The organism is Actinacidiphila sp. bgisy167 (assembly GCF_965342175.1).
GTDB lineage: Bacteria > Actinomycetota > Actinomycetes > Streptomycetales > Streptomycetaceae > Actinacidiphila.
The window spans coordinates 1-15,528 of the sequence record NZ_CBDRBL010000013.1; the positions used below are offsets into that span (position 1 = coordinate 1).

A 15,528-nucleotide genomic window follows, 5' to 3' on the forward strand; every position below is an offset into this window, starting at 1 on the left:
CCCCCCCCCCCCCCCCCCCCCCCCTCCCGCGTTCCCCCGCGGCACGGTACGGATCACTTCAGCCCGAGGACGATCGCATCGGACACCGAACGCCAGACCTCCCGTGCCTGCGCGCACCCGGCCGTACGAGGGAACGAGGCGTGCCATGCCGGGGCCGGCTCCCGTCCGTCCGCAGGGGTCCCGTGGACGGCGAACCGCTCCCCGGCCGGACCGGCCGGCACCGGCTCGGCCGTGGCGGCGGGCCGACCACTGCCCCCCGTCGTCGACACCGGCCGCCCGCTCCCGCTCGCGGCGGGTCCGGTCGCGCTCGCGTACGGCCGCGTCCAGCCGGGGCGTCGAGTCGTCGGGCAGGGGATCCGCGTCGGGGAGGACCCCGCCGTCCCCCGGCAGGCCGGCCGGGGGTGCCGCGGAGGGACGGCGGCTCGGGCGCCCGCAGCCGGTGCGGGGCGGTGGCGGTGGGCACGGCGTCGCGAGTGCGGTACGGCGGCCGCGCCGGCCGGCCCGGGTCGCGGGGACCGGCCGTGACGAGAGTGATCCGGTCGCGGGCGAAGCGGCCGTGGGCGATCGTCGTCAGCGCCGGGCCGAGGTCCGCACCGGTCGACCCCGCGTCCGGGAGACGCAGCGGCAGCCGGCCGGAGAGGCCGCCGGCGCCGCAGGCCGGCTCCGGCACCCGGAACTCGGCACGGGCCGGCGCCCCCGCTGTGTCGAGCAGGACGCGCGACCGCTCCCCGGTCGCCGCCGCGGTGGTGTCGGGCCTCCGGCTCCCCGCCCTGCCGTAATACCCTTGGACCTTAAGCAGTCATTACCGACCATAGAGCGCACGCGTAAGGACTACCAGTGGAACTCGCCTATTACTCGGACTATGCCGTGCGCCTGGTGAACAGCGAGGAGCCCGAGCGCGGCGTCGACAACCTGACCTCGGTCGACGCCGTACGCGAGCTCTTCGGTCCGGGCAGCCTGGCCGCGGGCCGGGCCGGCGAAGCCGACGTGCAGCGGCTGCGCGCGGTGCGCACCCGGCTGCGCGGCGTCTTCGAGGCCGCCTCCGAGGGCGACGAGGTGCGCGCCGTCGACCTGCTGAACGCCCTGCTGCTGGCGTTCCCGGTCAGCCCGCAGATCTCCGGCCACGAGTACCTCGACGAGAGCGGCCGACCGAACTGGCACATGCACCTGGCCGAGCACGCGGCCACCGCGACCGCCGCGTACGCCGCGACCGCCTGCATGGGCCTGGCCTTCCAGCTGACCGACCTCGGTGTGGACCGGCTCGGCATCTGCCAGGCCGCCACCTGCCGCAACGCCTACCTCGACACCTCGACCAACCGGTCCCGCCGCTACTGCTCGGACCGCTGCGCGACCCGCGCCAACGTCGCGGCCTACCGCGCCCGCAAACGCCTGGAGAACGAGCGGTCCGCCCTCAGCGGCCTGACGCAGGACACCAGCCAGCCCGCCACACCCGCCGCCGAGCGCTGAACCTCGCGCGGCGGCCGGAAGCGGCCGCGCCCCCGGGCGAGCACGAGTTCGTCCGGGACGGTGCCGAACTCCCTGCTGTCGTTCTCCACGAAGGTGTTGTCGCCCAGCACCCACCAGCCGCCCTCCCGCCGCTCCACCGCGCGTTTGACGATCAGCAGGTCCTGCTGGAGCGGATGCCGCAGCACCACCACGTCCCCCTCCCGGACTTCCGCGGCGCTTTTGACGTGCTGCACCAGCAGCCAGTCGCCGCTCCGCAGCGTCGGCACCATCGACGGCCCTGTCACCTCGACCAGCTGGTACGGCACGCTCCTCCTTCGTTCTGCACCGGCCCCCGCTTGCGCGGGGCCCCTCCTCCATGCTCCCCCAGCCTCAGGGTGACACCCGACTTTTGTCCTAAGCACCAAGGGGCACCCGAGAAAACCACTCGACAGGGGAGTAATCTCCCTGGTGGAAAGACGATCACGAGGAAGGACAGTCATGCTCGCTCGCCTGTTCGCGCCCAAGGTCAAGGTCAGCGCTCACTGCGACCTGCCCTGCGGTGTCTACGACCCGGCCCAGGCCCGCATCGAGGCGCAGTCCGTCAAGGCGGTCCAGGAGAAGTACCAGGCCAACGAGGACCCGCACTTCCGGGCCCGCGCCATCGTCATCAAGGAGCAGCGCGCGGAGCTCGTCAAGCACCACCTGTCCGTGCTGTGGAGCGACTACTTCAAGGCCCCGCACTTCGAGAAGTACCCGCAGCTGCACCAGCTCTTCAACGACGCGCTGAAGGCGGGCAGCGCCGCCAAGGCCTCGACCGACCCGGCGACCGGCCAGAAGCTGCTCGAGCTGATCGACCAGATCGACGCCATCTTCCAGGAGACGAAGAAGGCCTGACCTGCCGTCGGCGACAGCGCCCGGTCCGCGCGGCCCCACGAGGGCCCGCGGGGACCGGGCGCTGTCGTATGCGGACAGCCCGAAGGGCGGTCGCACCGGCGCGGCCGGGAGCGACCGGGCGGGGTGGTGCCGTGCCGCGGTACCGTCCCCGTGCCGCCGGCCCAGCGCGACGCGCCCTGGTGCCCTCCCGTCAGCACGCCGCCGGTCGCACGACGCGCAGCCAGCCGATGACCGCGTCGACGGTGGCGTAGTCGAGTTCGGCGATCCGGGCGACGGCGTTCGCGTCGTCGCGGCGGACCGGCACTCCGGCGGCGTCCAGTGCGCAGTGCAGCATGATCTGGTGCGCCTGGGTGGGCGGCAGGGTCTGCCCCGGACGGATCTGGGAGCGCAGCAGGGAGGAGATCGGCAGCGGGGGTGTCGGTCGGTCCATGGTCAACCTCGGTTTCCCTCGAAGTAGTCGGACAGGGCTGTGCTGAGTTCGAGCCGGCTCTGCCAGGGGCGGTGGTCCAGGAGTTCCGTCCGTGCCCGGGCCCAGAAGGCGCCGACCAGGGCGTGGTCGTTCCGGCCGGCGACCAGGCCGGTGGGGGGAGCCAGACCGTGGGCGTGGGCCCGCTCGGTGAAGACGAGCGTGGTGAAGCGCCCTTCGGGCCGCGGCCCCGGATGGACGGAGTGCCGCAGGACGGCCCTGCTCAGGGCGTCGGCCGCCACCGCCGCGGCCGGTGCGCAGCCCGTGCTCCAGCCCATCAGCCGGCGGGCGTGGGCGTCGAGCACGACCACGCAGAGCAGGTCGCCCTGACCGGTGGCGAGTTCGACGGCGTCGGTCACCCAGAGCCGGTCGGGCACGCCGGGACGGCCCTGGAGCCCGGCGCGGCGCATGAGCAGCTCCACGGTGCCGTGGCTGATGGAGACGCCGTGCCGCAGGGTGAGTTCCTCGTGGATGCGCCGGTATCCGAAGGTGCCGCGCGAGTCGGCGTGGATGGAGGCGATGAGGTCCGTCAGCCACTGGTGGCGGGTGGCCCGGGCCGAGGGGGGCCGGCTGCGCCAGGTGAAGTACCCCGACTCGGAGATGCCGAGGACGCGCGTCGCGGTCCGGATCGGAAGCCCTTCCCCGGCCATCACCCGCACGGCCTCGAATCGTCTTTTGGGGACACCACATCGCGCAGCAGCTCGGTCGCCCGGCGGTGGACGGCGAGCTCGGTCTCCAGTTCGGCGATGCGCTTGCGTGCCGCGGTCAGCTCGGCGGTGTCCACCGGTGAGCTCCGCGGCCTGCCCAGGTGCGGCAGATGCGTGCGCCGCCACTGGTAGATCGTCTGGTCGCCGAGCCCGAGGTCCAGGGCGACCTTCTTCACGGGCTCGCCGGCCGCCAGCAGGTCGAGGGCCTTGCGGCGCAGCTCGGGTGGATAGCGTCTGGGCACGTGATGCCTCCGGAAGGCCGGTCGTGGTCCCGGGCCGGGGACCCGTCTGGGGTTGGGGAGGTGAGGGACGGGCCCCCGGCCCGGAAGCGGTGGGGCGTCAGCTGACGTGGCGGTTCATGGTCACGGTGGGCCGGAACTCCCGCAGCGGGCCGGTGCCGGCTCCCGCCGGAACGGCCGCCGCGGCACGGTCGAGTACGGCCCTGACCTCGGCGGCGAGCGCGTCCGCACGGCGCTCGATCTCCGTCACCGGGTCGCCGCACCTGCGAAGCTCGGCCACCCGGCGCCGGATGTCGGCGAGCCGGTCGCGGTCGCGGGCGCTCAGGGTGAGCGGCCTCGGGGTGGCCACGACGAACTGGTAGGCGCCGGCGAAGGTCTGGCAGCCGGTGCAGTGCTGGTTGACGGCCCGGCTGATGTTCGTAGCGTTGATCCGCCGGAGGTCGACACCGGAGGTCGTGACGATCTGGAAGGACAGGGCGATCGACCGGCACGGCCGGGAGGGCGAGCAGCCCACGGAGGCGGCGACCGCCCGGTTGTGCGCGGTCGCGGCGACCAGCGGCCCGAACTGGCGGAGGGAGAACTCCTCGTCGTACTGGACTGGATGCGCCCGGTTGGCGAGGGTGTGCGCCTCGTCCACGGCGGTGCCGACGCTGCGGGGGATGTGCGACCCCTGTGCGGCGCCGGCCGGGGCCGCGGTGGCCAGGGCGACGAGGCCGGCGGTGGTCAGCACGCCCAGCCGGACGGCCTTGCGGCCCACCGTGCTGGTGCGGGGCTTGCGGTGCGTCACGGACTTCTCCTGTACGGGTGGAAGGGTGGTCGGGGGAAGGGGGTCCCAAGGGACCCGGCCGGCACGTGCGGGACGTGCCGGGTCGGCCCGCGGTTCGGCACTGGAGGGTCAGGTCGGCCACGGCGCGGGGAAGGTCACGGTGAAGCTCGGGACGGGAGGCTCGGAGGGCGTCTCGGACTCCGACGGCGAGGCGGTGGGCGAGGTCGCGGACGGGCTCGGCCCGGCCGTGGCCGTGGCGGTGGCCGTGGTGGTGCCGCTCGGCTCCGGTTCGCTCCGCGTGGTCTGTGGGCTGGGCGGCTTCGACGGTGAGGGGCTGCCGCCCGCGGAGGCCGAGGGGGAGGCGGACGGCGACAGCGAGGGAGACGGGGGTGCCGAGGGCGATGCGGGACCGGTCGCCGGCGGCTCGCCCGCGGCCCCCGTCACCGGCGGTGTGCTGGCGCTCGGCAGCGGTGCGGGGGCGACCGGCCGCACGGGCCGGAGCTCGGGCACTCCGGGCTGCAGGATGGGGGCGATCGGGGGCTGCGGCGGAAGCGGCTTGGGGGTCATCCCGCCCATCCACGCGGCGCACAGCGCCGCGGCTCCGGCCAGCGTGGCCCCGCCGATGAGGAGCCTCAGCCGCAGGTTCCCCTCCGTGGCCCGCACGACGTAGCGGACGAGCCGGCCCCCGAGGCGCACCGAGAGGTACACCGCCCCCGCGAGGGGGAAGATCAGCATGAGGCTGCCGATGACCCCGACCGCTCCGGCGGCGAAGCGGCCGTCGGCGAAGGCGGCCCCCGTCCCGGTCAGCTGCTCGACCAGGGACCGCAGGCTCGTCTCGAGCAGACGCGGCAGGTTCCACAGCACGTAGCCGAGTTCGGCGAGCAGCAGGGGCACCATCGTCAGGACCCAGGTCGTGACGATGGCCCGGGCGGAGCGCTTGAGGTCGGCGACCTCGGGGGGCACCGGACGGCCCGGCAGCATGCTGCGCAGGATCGGCTTGATCTTGCCGAAGAGGTCCGGGACGCCGGCGAGGTCGCCGAGGATGTAGTAACCGTCCAGCCGGACGGCCGGCATCAGCTGCTCGATGATCTCGAAGTGGGCGAGGTAGACGGCGGCGAGGAAGAAGGACTGCCCGGTGGCGAAGTAGCCGCCGGCCAGGGCCAGCATGAAGACGACGTTGAAGTAGACGCCGCCCAGGTCGGTGCGCATGCGCCCGCCCCGGCCGATCCGGTAGACGTCGGTGACGTCGGTGTACATCGACGGCCAGATCAGGAAGATGCCGCAGCCGATGGCCCCGGGCCGGGCGCCTCCGTAGCGGCAGGCGGAGGCGTGCCCGAACTCGTGGAAGACGAGCGAGGCGACGGTCAGCGCGAACACCACCAGCATGAGCACCGGCTGCTCCAGCACCTGCAGCACCGGGGTCATCGCCCCGTGCAGGGCGAACAGCCAGATCTCCATGGCGACCGCCGCCGCGAGCACGAGTGCCACCACCAGCGGCCGGTGCAGCCAGGCCAGTGAGCGGGCGATCCGGGCCACCTGCCGTTCGCGGAAGACGACCCGGTGGCCCTTCAGGACGAGCAGGAGGTCCGCGGTGGGCCCGGTGACCTCGTCGTCCTCCTGCCCGAAGGGCACGGTCACGCCCAGCGGCTGGAGCTTGTTCTCGATCAGGTAGCGCACGTTCTCGGCGCTGACCTCGCGGCCGAAGCGCCCGCTGACCCGGTGCGAGACGGCCTCGGTGTCGCGCCGCCCGTCGATGGCGCGGGCGACCAGGTACAGCAGCCGGCTCAGCTGGACGACCTGCCCGTCCCCCCGGCGGACGATGTACCGGGGTTCGGTGGTCCCCGATCCCTTGTACTCGCCGAGGAGTTGCAGGCCCGCGCCGAGCCGCGGGACGGGGAAACCCGTGTCGCAGGGAGGAGGGTCCCCCACGTCCGCGCCGTACACCGCCGTGTCCGTGGGGCCGAAGCGGTGCGCAATGTGACTTTCCGTCACCATCCTGCTCTTCCTCCCGGGACGGACCGCGCCGCGACGGGCGCGGTCCGCACGCGTACGGGCGTTGTTACTGGCGGATGGTGATGGCCTGGACGGCCTCGGACTGGGCGACCGCGAACGGGGAGAACTGGTTCGCCGCGAGCGACTCGTTGTGGGCGTCGACGTGCGCGATGTTCTTGGTCACGTGCGTGGTCTTGACGAAGCTGAACTTGAGCTTGCCCAGGGCCTCGCGGCCGGGCAGCAGCTCCGCGGACTCGGCGTCGAGCTGGTCGGTGTTCATGGAGGGATGCCTTTCTCGGTGTGCGGAAGGAGGTCGGGTCGCGGACTACTGGCGGACGGTGATGGCCTGGGTGGCCTGCGACTGGGCGACCGCGTACGGCGAGCACTCGTTGCCGGCGAGCGACTCGTTGTGGGCGTTGACGTGGGCCACGTGCTTGGTCACGTGCGTGGTCTTGACGAAGTTGAACTTGAGCTTGCCCAGGGCCTCGCGGCCGGGCAGCAGCTCCGCGGACTCGGTGTCCAGCTCACGCATGTCGAGCATGGGGGATCCTTCGGACGAGGGGTGCGGACGGGAACGGACCCCGACGGGGCGTCCATCAGCACCGGACGATCTGTCTGACGGCGTTGGACAGTAGCCGCGCACCGCGGCCCCGGCAAGCGGCATGACGCACCGGACGATCGTCAACGCAGCCACGGGACAAGGGAATCGGCAGGTGAGGGAGCCGGCGCGGGCCGCCCCGGACGACGGCCCCGGCCCCCGGACATCACTCGAACGGGTCAATCCGCCCCCTGCCCGACGTGGGGATGTCCCGACAGAAGGGGGCGAAGCTCGACGAACCGGTGGCTATCCTCTCGACCCCCGAGGCGTTCGGGCCCACCGAGCGCGCGGTGAGAGGGGTGCACGTGCTTGTCGTTCACGGGGCGACCGCCACAGCCGTCGTCCGCCACCGGAGCGGAGAACCGGTGGTCATGCTTTCCGGCGAACTCCCCGAGGTCCTCACTCCGGCCGCCCTGGACGAACTGCTGAATCTCGCGGCGGCCGTCCTCACCTCCGAGGAGACGGCTCTCTTCCGCCGCTGTCTGACCGCGCTGCGCTGCGGGGAGAAACTCCGGGAACACCGCATCGAGATCGAGGGCGCCGTCCTCACGGTGTACAGCGGTTGAGCCGACCCATATTCCGAGTTTTTCGGCATCGCATTTTCCGGGGCATTTGGAAAAACGCGCGGCACCGCACGACATGCCGTATGAGGATCACCCTGGAGAGTGTTTCCCGGGGGTCTCGGCAGGGACTCATCGAATACCTGACGGCAAAGGTCAGGAGCGTTTTTCGGTAAAAACCCCGCAATTGCCCCGCAGTCGCCCGTTCGGCCGCCTCTCCCCCGTCGGCGGAATGAATGCGGCACACGTCACGAGTAACGTCTGGCGGGCCAACCGGCAATTCACCGAGTGTGAGGAGAAACGCGGTGAGAAACTTCGTTCGCGCTGCCGCGACGGCGGCACTGGCCACGGTGGCCATGGCCGTCCCCCTGACGGCGACGGCGTCGGCCACCCCGTCCCATTCCGCGTCCGCCGCCTACCGGAACGCCGGCTCCGGCCCATGGGGCGGGGACCACGGGCGCTGGGACCGGGACCGCGGCCGCTGGGACCGGGACCACGGGCGCTGCGGGCCACGCCTGTGGGGTTACGGCAGGTGGGACGGCCACCGGGACCGCGGCCGGGGCCACGGCCACGGCTTCGCGCACCAGCGGTACGACCGCTTCGGGTTCAGCCGGCACCGACTCGACTGCGACTGCCGCTACCGCTACTGAACCGCCGTCATGACGTGGGCCCCCGGGAAGGGCATTCTCCCGGGGGCCCACCTCCGCGCGTGTCCGGCGAGGCCGCCGCGCGGTTCAACTGCTGTATACGGTGAGGACGGCGCCGTCGATCTCGATGCGGTGTTCCCGGAGTTTCTCCCCGCAGCGCAGCGCGGTCAGACAGCGGCGGAAGAGAGCCGTCTCCTCGGAGGTGAGGACGGCCGCCGCGAGATTCAGCAGTTCGTCAAGGGCGGCCGGAGTGAGGACCTCGGGGAGTTCGCCGGAAAGCAGGACCACCGGTTCTCCGCTCCGGTGGCGGACGACGGCTGTGGCGGTCGCCCCGTGAACGACAAGCACGTGCACCCCTCTCACCGGAGGCATCGGGTCCGCGAACTCGTCCCGAGAGTGGAGAGAATATCCCCGCGCTCCCCGCTCCTTGTCCGTTCTGGGTTACTTCACCACCACACGCCCCGTCAGGGACGGCTTGGGCACGGCCGACCGGACATCTCGTACCGGTCACCGGACGGTGGCAACAGCCACATCAGCACACTGCTGCACCAGACGGACCGGGCCGACCGCTGTAGGCGCCGAGCGGCGTTTGGCGGTGCGATGTTCCCTGCGCCGGCGTGCGCCGCGCCGGGTCAGCCGGACTCCGACTCCGTCCGCGACCGGGGCTCGGTGGAACCGCGGAGGAGCGATTCGACGAGGGCCGCGACATGCCGACGGTCGGCCTCGGACAGTTGCCGGACGCTGGCGATGAGGGTGGCGACCTCGGGGTCGGAGGCGGCGCCGGCGTCGTCCTCGACGTACAGATGGATCCCGCACGCCTCCGCCGCCGCCCGCCGCACCGCCTCCAACGGCAGCTCCAGGCCCCGCGACAGACCCTCCAGCGTGGCCTGCTGCGGCATCCGGGTCACCCGTGCCACCGTCGCCAGGTGATGCACCGTCGACCGCGGGACACCGCCGCGCCGCGCCACATCGCCGTACGACCAACCCCGCTGCTCCAGCCGGCGCTTGATCAGTTCCTGCAGTGCGTTCACCACGGGATGGATTCTTCCTGCTAGCACGTCGGTTGACCCGTCCGGGTGAGATCGAGTCTACAGCGGCCCCCTCCGCCGGCCCCGGATCCACGCCCCCTCACCTGCGCCTTCACCCCGGTGTGCCACATTGGCCGAAGCCGAGTGCCGCAAAGTGCTTGCCACGGCGCGAGATGGACGCTAGCGTCCAATGTCATTGGACAAGTCGTCCAACGATCGCGGGTGACACGACGCGGCCCCGTCCACGCCCGTCCGCCCCACCGGGTCCGTCCGCGAAGGCGGTCCGCGACCCGGAATCCACACGGCGGTCCCGCGCTCCCCGGGGCACTTTCGTCCGGCGACGCCAAAACCGCCCTCCCTTCTCCGAACCCGTACCTTCAACGCCCCGGGGCGCGGCACGTCACGCCCTCCCCCGGTCGCGTCGGACGGAATCTAGGGGCGATCAAGGCGCCTGCAACCCGGTTGCACGGAACTGGCCGCTTTTGGCCTCTCCGATCACATGGCACAACGGCACGGCCATTGACTCTCACCGCGTCGACAGCAGATATATGCATGCTGCGCCGAGGTCGCGGAAGCGGTGTGCCGCGCCGCACACCGACCACGACCGGCGGAACGTGTGAACGGTATGCGCGGAATTCGAGGGCGCGCCCTTGCGGCGGGCTTCCACCGGACCTCCCTGCGCCATTCCCGGTGCCCCCCGCGCCCTCCCCGTGCCACAGGACCTACCCCCCGGGAGGCCGCTCGCCGGACTGCGGGCCCCGGCGGCGTCCCGCGGCGCTGTCGACGGCCTCGACGACGGGCCGCCGGTCCGCGTCGGACCCGCGCAGGGCGTTCACGCGCAGGGTGTGCAGCATCAGGAGCATCAGCAACGGGCACATCAGGGCCACGGCGAGGATGAAGATCGCGCCGAGCGGCGCTCCCAGCCAGACGGCGACCACCGCCGCGACCGCCGCGGCGAACCCGTAGAGCACGTAGCGGCGACCGGTCACTCTCGTCCTGTCCATGGCGGCCTCCCGCGGTCTCGCCGACGGCCCGCTTTCATCCTACGGCGGCGGTTCCACGCCGTGCCCGGACGCGACAGCCCCTTTCCGCGGCCCGCTCCGTCCCGCCTCGGCACCACGCGTCGCCCGGCCCGTCCGGGGCGCCGCCGCATCCCGTCCTGCGGCGAGGCGCCCGGCCCCGGCACCCGCCGTCGCCCCGGGCCGGGACGGGCCGGGACGGGCCGGGACGGGCCGGGACGGGCCGGGACGGGCCGGGACGGGCCGGGACGGGCCGGGACGGGCCGGGACACGGCGGCTACAGCGTCGCCGCTCCGGGCAGTGTTAGAAATGTCGCGTGGTCGACTTTTTCGACCGATTCGGGGCACAGCCATGCGGTCAGTGACCGAGAAGAGGTCGCGCAGCGTCGCCGGACAGGTCTTCATCCTGCAGGTGGCGATCGTCGTGCTGCTCGTCGCGTGCGGCGTGATCGCCGTCGTCCTGCAGTCCCGGCACGACAGCGAGCGCGAGGCCGTCAACCGCTCCATCGCGGCGGCGAGCGCCTTCGCGCGCGCCCCCGGCCTGGACGACGTGCTCAAGGAGCCGGACCCCTCGCGGACCCTCCAGCCGATCGCCGAACTGGCCCGCAAAGAGGCCGAGGTCGACTTCATCGTGGTGATGGACACCGACGGCATCCGCTACACGCACCCGAACCCGGCCCTCATCGGCAAGCGGTTCGTGGGCGCCATCGGGCCGTCCCTGCAGGGCCGGATCCACATCGAGAGCGTGCACGGCCCCCTCGGCCACGAGGTCCAGGCGGTGGTGCCCGTCTTCGAGCGCGCGGACGACCCGAGCGGGCGGGTCGTGGCGCTGGTGTCGGCCGGCATGAAGGTGAAGAACGTGACCGGTGTCGTCGCCAGGCAGCTGCCGATCATCCTCGGTTCCGGCGCGGCCGCCCTCGCGGTGGCCATGGGCGGCACCGCCCTGGTGGCCAGGCGGCTGCGCCGGCAGACCCACCGCCTGGACGCGGCCGAGATGGCGCGCATGTACGAGCACCACGACACGGTGCTGCACTCCGTGCGGGAGGGTGTGCTCATCGTCGACGGCGACGGGCGGCTGCTGCTCGCCAACGACGAGGCCAAGCGCCTGCTCGACCTCCCCCCGGACGCCGAGGGGCGGCGGATCCCCGAACTGCCGGGGCTCGATCCCGGCGCGGTGGAGCTGCTGGCCTCCGGGCGGGTGGCCACCGACGAGGTGCTCCCTTCCGGTGACCGCCTCCTCGCGGTCAGCCAGCGTCCCACGAAGGGCCACGACGGCCCCAAGGGCACGATCGCGACCCTGCGCGACTCCACTGAGCTGCAGGCGGTGTCCGACCGCGCCGAAGCCGCCAGAGAGCGCCTGAGGCTGCTCTACGACGCCGGCATGGGGATCGGCACCACCCTCGACGTGGTGCGCACCGCGGAGGAGCTGGCCCGGGTCGCCGTACCGCGCTTCGCCGACTTCGTCACCGTCGATCTGGCCGACCCGGTCCTGCGCGGCGAGGAGCCGAGCGGCGTCGCCGGCTCCGGGATGCGCCGCACGGCCGTGGCCGGCATCCGCTCCGACGCCCCGCTCTACCCGCTCGGCACGTTGATCGACTTCCTGCCCTCCACCCCCCAGGCACGGGGGTTCGGCAGCGGCCGCGCGGAGATCGTCGCCGACCTCTCCGAGGACCAGGGCTGGCTCGCCCAGGATCCCGAACGCACCCCCCGCGTCGTCGAGTACGGCATCCACTCGCTGATCGCCGCCCCGCTCAAGGCGCGCGGCGTGGTGCTGGGCACGGCCAGCTTCTGGCGTTCGGAGAAGCCGGAGCCCTTCGACGAGGACGACCTCTCGCTGGCCGAGGAACTGGTCGCCCGGGCCGCGGTCAACATCGACAACGCACGCCGCTACACCCGTGAGCACGCCCTGGCCGTCACTCTGCAGCGCAGCCTGCTGCCGCGCGCGCTTCCCGAGCAGAGCGCGCTGGAGGTCGCGCACCGCTACCTGCCCGCGCAGTCCGGCGTCAGCGGCGACTGGTTCGACGTGATCCCGCTCCCGGGCGCCCGGGTGGCGCTGGTCGTCGGCGACGTCGTGGGCCACGGGCTGCACGCCGCCGCCACGATGGGGCGGCTGCGTACCGCGGTGCACAACTTCTCCACCCTCGACCTGCCGCCCGACGAGCTCCTGTACCACCTCGACGACCTGGTCGGGCGCATCGACCAGGACGAGTCCGGCACCGGTGTCGGAGCCGGCGTGATGGGCGCGACCTGCCTGTACGCGATCTACGACCCGGTCTCGCGGCGCTGCGCGATGGCGCGGGCCGGGCACCATCCGCCCGCCCTGGTCCGCCCCGACGGCGGCGTGGACTTCCCCGAGCTGCCCGCCGGGCCTCCGCTGGGCCTGGGCGGCGTGCCGTTCCAGACGGCCGAGCTGGTGCTGGAGGAGGGCACCCAGCTCGTCCTGTACACCGACGGGCTGATCGAGGACCGCACCCGTGACCTGGACGTCGGCATGGAGATGCTGCGGCAGGCCCTGGCCGGGCACCCGGACCGGCCGCCCGAGGAGAGCTGCCGGGCCGTCCTGGAGGCGCTGCTGCCGGACCGGCCCAAGGACGACGTGGCGCTGCTCATCACCCGCACCCGCGCCATCCCCGCCCGCCATGTGGCCGAGTGGGACGTGCCCGTCGATCCCGCGGCGGTGGCGGAGACGCGGGCCGCGGCGGCGGAGAAGCTGGACGAGTGGGGGCTGCCGGAACTGGCGTTCGGTATGGAGTTGGTGCTCAGCGAACTGGTCACCAACGCCATCCGCTACGGCTCCGCCCCCATCAAGGTGCGGCTGCTGCTGGACCGCACCCTGACCTGCGAGGTGTCCGACGGCAGCAGCACCTCCCCGCACCTGCGCCACGCCGCCACCACCGACGAGGGCGGCCGCGGCCTCTTCCTCGTCGCGCAGGTCGCCGAGCGCTGGGGCACCCGGTACACCGGCGCGGGCAAGGTGATCTGGGCGGAGCAGCCGCTGCCGGCCCTGGTGGACCACGCCCTGCCCGCACGCCCACGCCTGCGGGCACGGCCGACGCCGCGACAGGGCGAACCACCGGCCCGAAACCCGGACGCCGCCCCTTCCACCGGCCCCTGACCGCGGCCTCGCCCGCCCACCGCCGCCGGACACCCCGGCCCCGGAGTCCGCACCCCGCCGCAGCAGCACCTCCCCGCACCTGCGCCACGCCGCCACCGCCGACGAGGGCGGCCGCGGCCTCTTCCTCGTCGCGCAGATCGCCGAGCGCTGGGGCACCCGGTACACCGGCGCGGGCAAGGTGATCTGGGCGGAGCAGCCGCTGCCGGCCCTGGTGGACCACGCCCTGCCCGCACGCCCACGCCTGCGGGCACGGCCGACGCCGCGACAGGGCGAACCACCGGCCCGAAACCCGGACGCCGCACCACGCCGCGGCGGCGGGTCCGCGCCCGTGGAGCCCGGCCCGCCGCTCCGGTGGCGCGGCGGCGGACCTCCCCGGCAGCCCTCCGTACCCCGCCGCGCCCCGAGTCCGGACCCGGCCCGGGCGGACGCGCCCAGCCGGCCGTCACCCCACCGGCCCCGCCGCCCGCCGGGAGCGGCGCGCCGCCTTGATCGCACTCGTGCCCCCTGTTGCCATGACCCACATGGCGACGACGCATGAGCTGACGTCACCGGATGCCCGGCCCCGTGCGCGACACGCCGCGCCGCCGCGCAGCCGCCCGCACTCCGAGGTCCTTCTGCTCGCCTGTCTGGCGGCGCTCTTCACCGTGGTCCAGCTCCTCCTCGTCGTGGCGCCCGGCATGGGCCTCGGCTGGGACGAGTCGGTCTACGTCAGCCAGGTCTCCCCCGACATCCCGTCAGCGTTCTTCAGCGCGCCCCGCTCCCGGGGCGTGCCGGCGCTGGTGGCCCCCGTGGCGCTGCTGACCACGTCGACCCTCGCCCTCCGCGTCTACCTGGCGGTCCTGTCGGGCGCGGCGCTGTTCCTGGCCCTGTGGCTGTGGCGGCCGCTGCTGGGCACCAAGGTGGTGGCGCTCGCCGGGCTGCTCTTCACGAGCCTGTGGGTGACCCTGCTGTACGGCCCCCAGGCGATGCCCAACCTGTGGGTCGCGCTGGTGGCGCTGATCGCGGTGGGCTGCTACCTGCGCGCGGCGGCGCCGGGGCACACCGGCCGGGGCGCGTTCGCCGGACTGGCCGCGGCGTTCGCCGTGCTGACCCTGCTGCGGCCGCACGACGCCGCCTGGCTGGCCCTGCCGCTGGGCGTCGCCGCGCTCTTCCTGCGCGGGCGGCGCCGCGTGGCACTGCTGCTGGTCATCGCCGCCGGGGTGCTGCTGGGCGGCGCCCAGTGGGTCGTCGAGGCGTTCACCTCGTACGGCGGCATCCTCGCCCGGATGGACCGGGCGAACGCGATCGAGGGCGGCCTGGGCTGGCACCTGGCCTTCGCCGACCAGCTCAGCACCCTGGACGCCTCGCACACCTTGTGCCGCCCCTGCGACGCCGTCTGGCAGCACAAAGGTGACGCCGTGTGGTGGTTCGCCCTGCCCGTCCTGGTGGCGGCCGGGGTCGCCCTCGCGCCGCGTCGGGAGGGTCAGGCGCCCGGGGCGCGGTGTCTGCCCGCAGTGTGCGGCCTGTCCTTGGCGCTGCCCTATCTCGTGCTCATCGACTACGCGGCGCCGCGCTTCCTGCTCCCGGCCTACGCGCTGCTCGCCCTGCCCGCCGCCCAGTGCCTCGTGCTGCTCCCCGCCCGGGTCCGGCCGGCGCTGCGCCCGGCGGTCACGGGCGCCGTGGTCGCCGTCGTGCTCGCGCAGCTCGTCACCCAGCAGATCGTGCTCCACCGGGCGGTGCGCATCTCGACGATCGGCAACGAGGACTACGTCCGTATCGCCGTGGAGCTCGACCGGCTGGGCGTCCGTCCGCCGTGCCTGGTCACCGGCCCCATGGCCACGCCGGTCGGCTACCAGGCGCGCTGCGCCTCCGGCCAGACCGCCGGGAACAACGAGAACATGACCCCTGACGGCATCCTGCGCCTCGCCCGCACCCAACCCGTCGCCGTCCTCACCCCACCGTCCGGGAAACCCCCCGCCTACGCCCGCGCATGGCCCTCCCGGCCGCTGCCGGGCCTCAGCTACCACCAGGGGTACCGCGTCCACCTCTCCCCCAGGTGACCGCGACAATGGG

Annotated in this window: 17 protein-coding genes and 1 pseudogene; 7 read left to right on the plus strand and 11 right to left on the minus strand. The window is 73.4% G+C overall.

Annotated elements, in window-relative coordinates; all coding sequences use genetic code 11:
* The first annotated feature begins 837 nt into the window (after positions 1 to 837).
* Entirely contained in the window at positions 838 to 1,467 is a 630-nt protein-coding gene (locus tag ACRWND_RS07470; RefSeq protein WP_431947230.1) for a CGNR zinc finger domain-containing protein, read from the plus strand.
* Here ACRWND_RS07470 and sodX read toward each other — a convergent pair.
* On the minus strand, positions 1,371 to 1,772 hold the full coding sequence (gene sodX / locus ACRWND_RS07475; protein ID WP_431947232.1) for a nickel-type superoxide dismutase maturation protease: 402 nt from the start codon (positions 1,770 to 1,772) through the stop codon (positions 1,371 to 1,373). The two genes, ACRWND_RS07470 and sodX, sit on opposite strands and share 97 nt — an antisense overlap.
* A gap of 172 nt (positions 1,773 to 1,944) precedes the next feature.
* On the opposite strand from sodX, the gene sodN reads away from it, so the two are divergent.
* Positions 1,945 to 2,340, plus strand: coding sequence for a superoxide dismutase, Ni (gene sodN / locus ACRWND_RS07480; RefSeq protein ID WP_361807747.1), 396 nt, complete (start codon positions 1,945 to 1,947; stop codon positions 2,338 to 2,340).
* Between the two features lie 190 nt (positions 2,341 to 2,530).
* On the opposite strand, the gene ACRWND_RS07485 is transcribed toward sodN, so the two are convergent.
* The 7 genes from ACRWND_RS07485 to ACRWND_RS07515 all read right to left on the minus strand — a co-directional run bounded on the left by ACRWND_RS07485 (position 2,531) and on the right by ACRWND_RS07515 (position 7,051).
* Positions 2,531 to 2,770: a hypothetical protein gene (locus ACRWND_RS07485; protein WP_431947235.1), complete on the minus strand. Its 240-nt coding sequence runs from the start codon at positions 2,768 to 2,770 to the stop codon at positions 2,531 to 2,533.
* Between the two features lie 2 nt (positions 2,771 to 2,772).
* Positions 2,773 to 3,456 carry an IS3 family transposase gene (locus ACRWND_RS07490; RefSeq protein ID WP_431947404.1) on the minus strand — a complete coding sequence of 228 codons (684 nt, stop codon included), beginning with the start codon at positions 3,454 to 3,456 and terminating at the stop codon, positions 2,773 to 2,775.
* The gene (locus ACRWND_RS07495) at positions 3,456 to 3,755 is read right to left on the minus strand and encodes a transposase (RefSeq protein ID WP_431947237.1); all 300 of its coding nucleotides are present in this window, start codon (positions 3,753 to 3,755) and stop codon (positions 3,456 to 3,458) included. Before ACRWND_RS07495 ends, ACRWND_RS07490 begins: the two co-directional genes overlap by 1 nt.
* A 97-nt stretch (positions 3,756 to 3,852) precedes the next feature.
* On the minus strand, positions 3,853 to 4,539 hold the full coding sequence (locus ACRWND_RS07500) for a hypothetical protein (protein ID WP_431947239.1): 687 nt from the start codon (positions 4,537 to 4,539) through the stop codon (positions 3,853 to 3,855).
* A 108-nt stretch (positions 4,540 to 4,647) separates the two neighbouring features.
* Positions 4,648 to 6,513, minus strand: coding sequence for a hypothetical protein (locus ACRWND_RS07505; RefSeq protein WP_431947241.1), 1,866 nt, complete (start codon positions 6,511 to 6,513; stop codon positions 4,648 to 4,650).
* Between the two features lie 64 nt (positions 6,514 to 6,577).
* Positions 6,578 to 6,790: a hypothetical protein gene (locus tag ACRWND_RS07510; protein ID WP_431947243.1), complete on the minus strand. Its 213-nt coding sequence runs from the start codon at positions 6,788 to 6,790 to the stop codon at positions 6,578 to 6,580.
* A 45-nt stretch (positions 6,791 to 6,835) separates the two neighbouring features.
* Positions 6,836 to 7,051, minus strand: coding sequence for a hypothetical protein (locus ACRWND_RS07515; protein WP_431947245.1), 216 nt, complete (start codon positions 7,049 to 7,051; stop codon positions 6,836 to 6,838).
* A 299-nt stretch (positions 7,052 to 7,350) separates the two neighbouring features.
* On the opposite strand from ACRWND_RS07515, the gene ACRWND_RS07520 reads away from it, so the two are divergent.
* Positions 7,351 to 7,674: a hypothetical protein gene (locus ACRWND_RS07520; RefSeq protein ID WP_431947247.1), complete on the plus strand. Its 324-nt coding sequence runs from the start codon at positions 7,351 to 7,353 to the stop codon at positions 7,672 to 7,674.
* A 299-nt stretch (positions 7,675 to 7,973) separates the two neighbouring features.
* Positions 7,974 to 8,318: a hypothetical protein gene (locus ACRWND_RS07525; protein ID WP_431947249.1), complete on the plus strand. Its 345-nt coding sequence runs from the start codon at positions 7,974 to 7,976 to the stop codon at positions 8,316 to 8,318.
* Positions 8,319 to 8,402: 84 nt separating this feature from the next.
* Here ACRWND_RS07525 and ACRWND_RS07530 read toward each other — a convergent pair whose 3' ends face one another.
* The 3 genes from ACRWND_RS07530 to ACRWND_RS07540 form a co-directional block, all read right to left on the minus strand.
* Complete coding sequence (locus ACRWND_RS07530; protein ID WP_431947251.1) at positions 8,403 to 8,603, minus strand: hypothetical protein; 201 nt, start codon at positions 8,601 to 8,603, stop codon at positions 8,403 to 8,405.
* Positions 8,604 to 8,947: 344 nt separating this feature from the next.
* On the minus strand, positions 8,948 to 9,349 hold the full coding sequence (locus ACRWND_RS07535) for a helix-turn-helix domain-containing protein (RefSeq protein ID WP_431947253.1): 402 nt from the start codon (positions 9,347 to 9,349) through the stop codon (positions 8,948 to 8,950).
* Between the two features lie 716 nt (positions 9,350 to 10,065).
* Positions 10,066 to 10,347, minus strand: coding sequence for a hypothetical protein (locus ACRWND_RS07540; RefSeq protein ID WP_431947255.1), 282 nt, complete (start codon positions 10,345 to 10,347; stop codon positions 10,066 to 10,068).
* A gap of 366 nt (positions 10,348 to 10,713) precedes the next feature.
* Between ACRWND_RS07540 and ACRWND_RS07545 the strand changes: the two genes are divergently transcribed.
* From ACRWND_RS07545 to ACRWND_RS07555, 3 genes and pseudogenes are all read left to right on the plus strand, one after another.
* Positions 10,714 to 13,476 (plus strand): SpoIIE family protein phosphatase, encoded by a 2,763-nt coding sequence (locus tag ACRWND_RS07545; protein ID WP_431947257.1) that lies wholly within the window; start codon positions 10,714 to 10,716, stop codon positions 13,474 to 13,476.
* Between the two features lie 61 nt (positions 13,477 to 13,537).
* A pseudogene (locus ACRWND_RS07550) lies at positions 13,538 to 13,684 on the plus strand (ATP-binding protein); the annotation flags it as partial.
* A gap of 313 nt (positions 13,685 to 13,997) precedes the next feature.
* Positions 13,998 to 15,515 (plus strand): hypothetical protein, encoded by a 1,518-nt coding sequence (locus tag ACRWND_RS07555; protein ID WP_431947259.1) that lies wholly within the window; start codon positions 13,998 to 14,000, stop codon positions 15,513 to 15,515.
* Positions 15,516 to 15,528 lie beyond the last annotated feature (13 nt).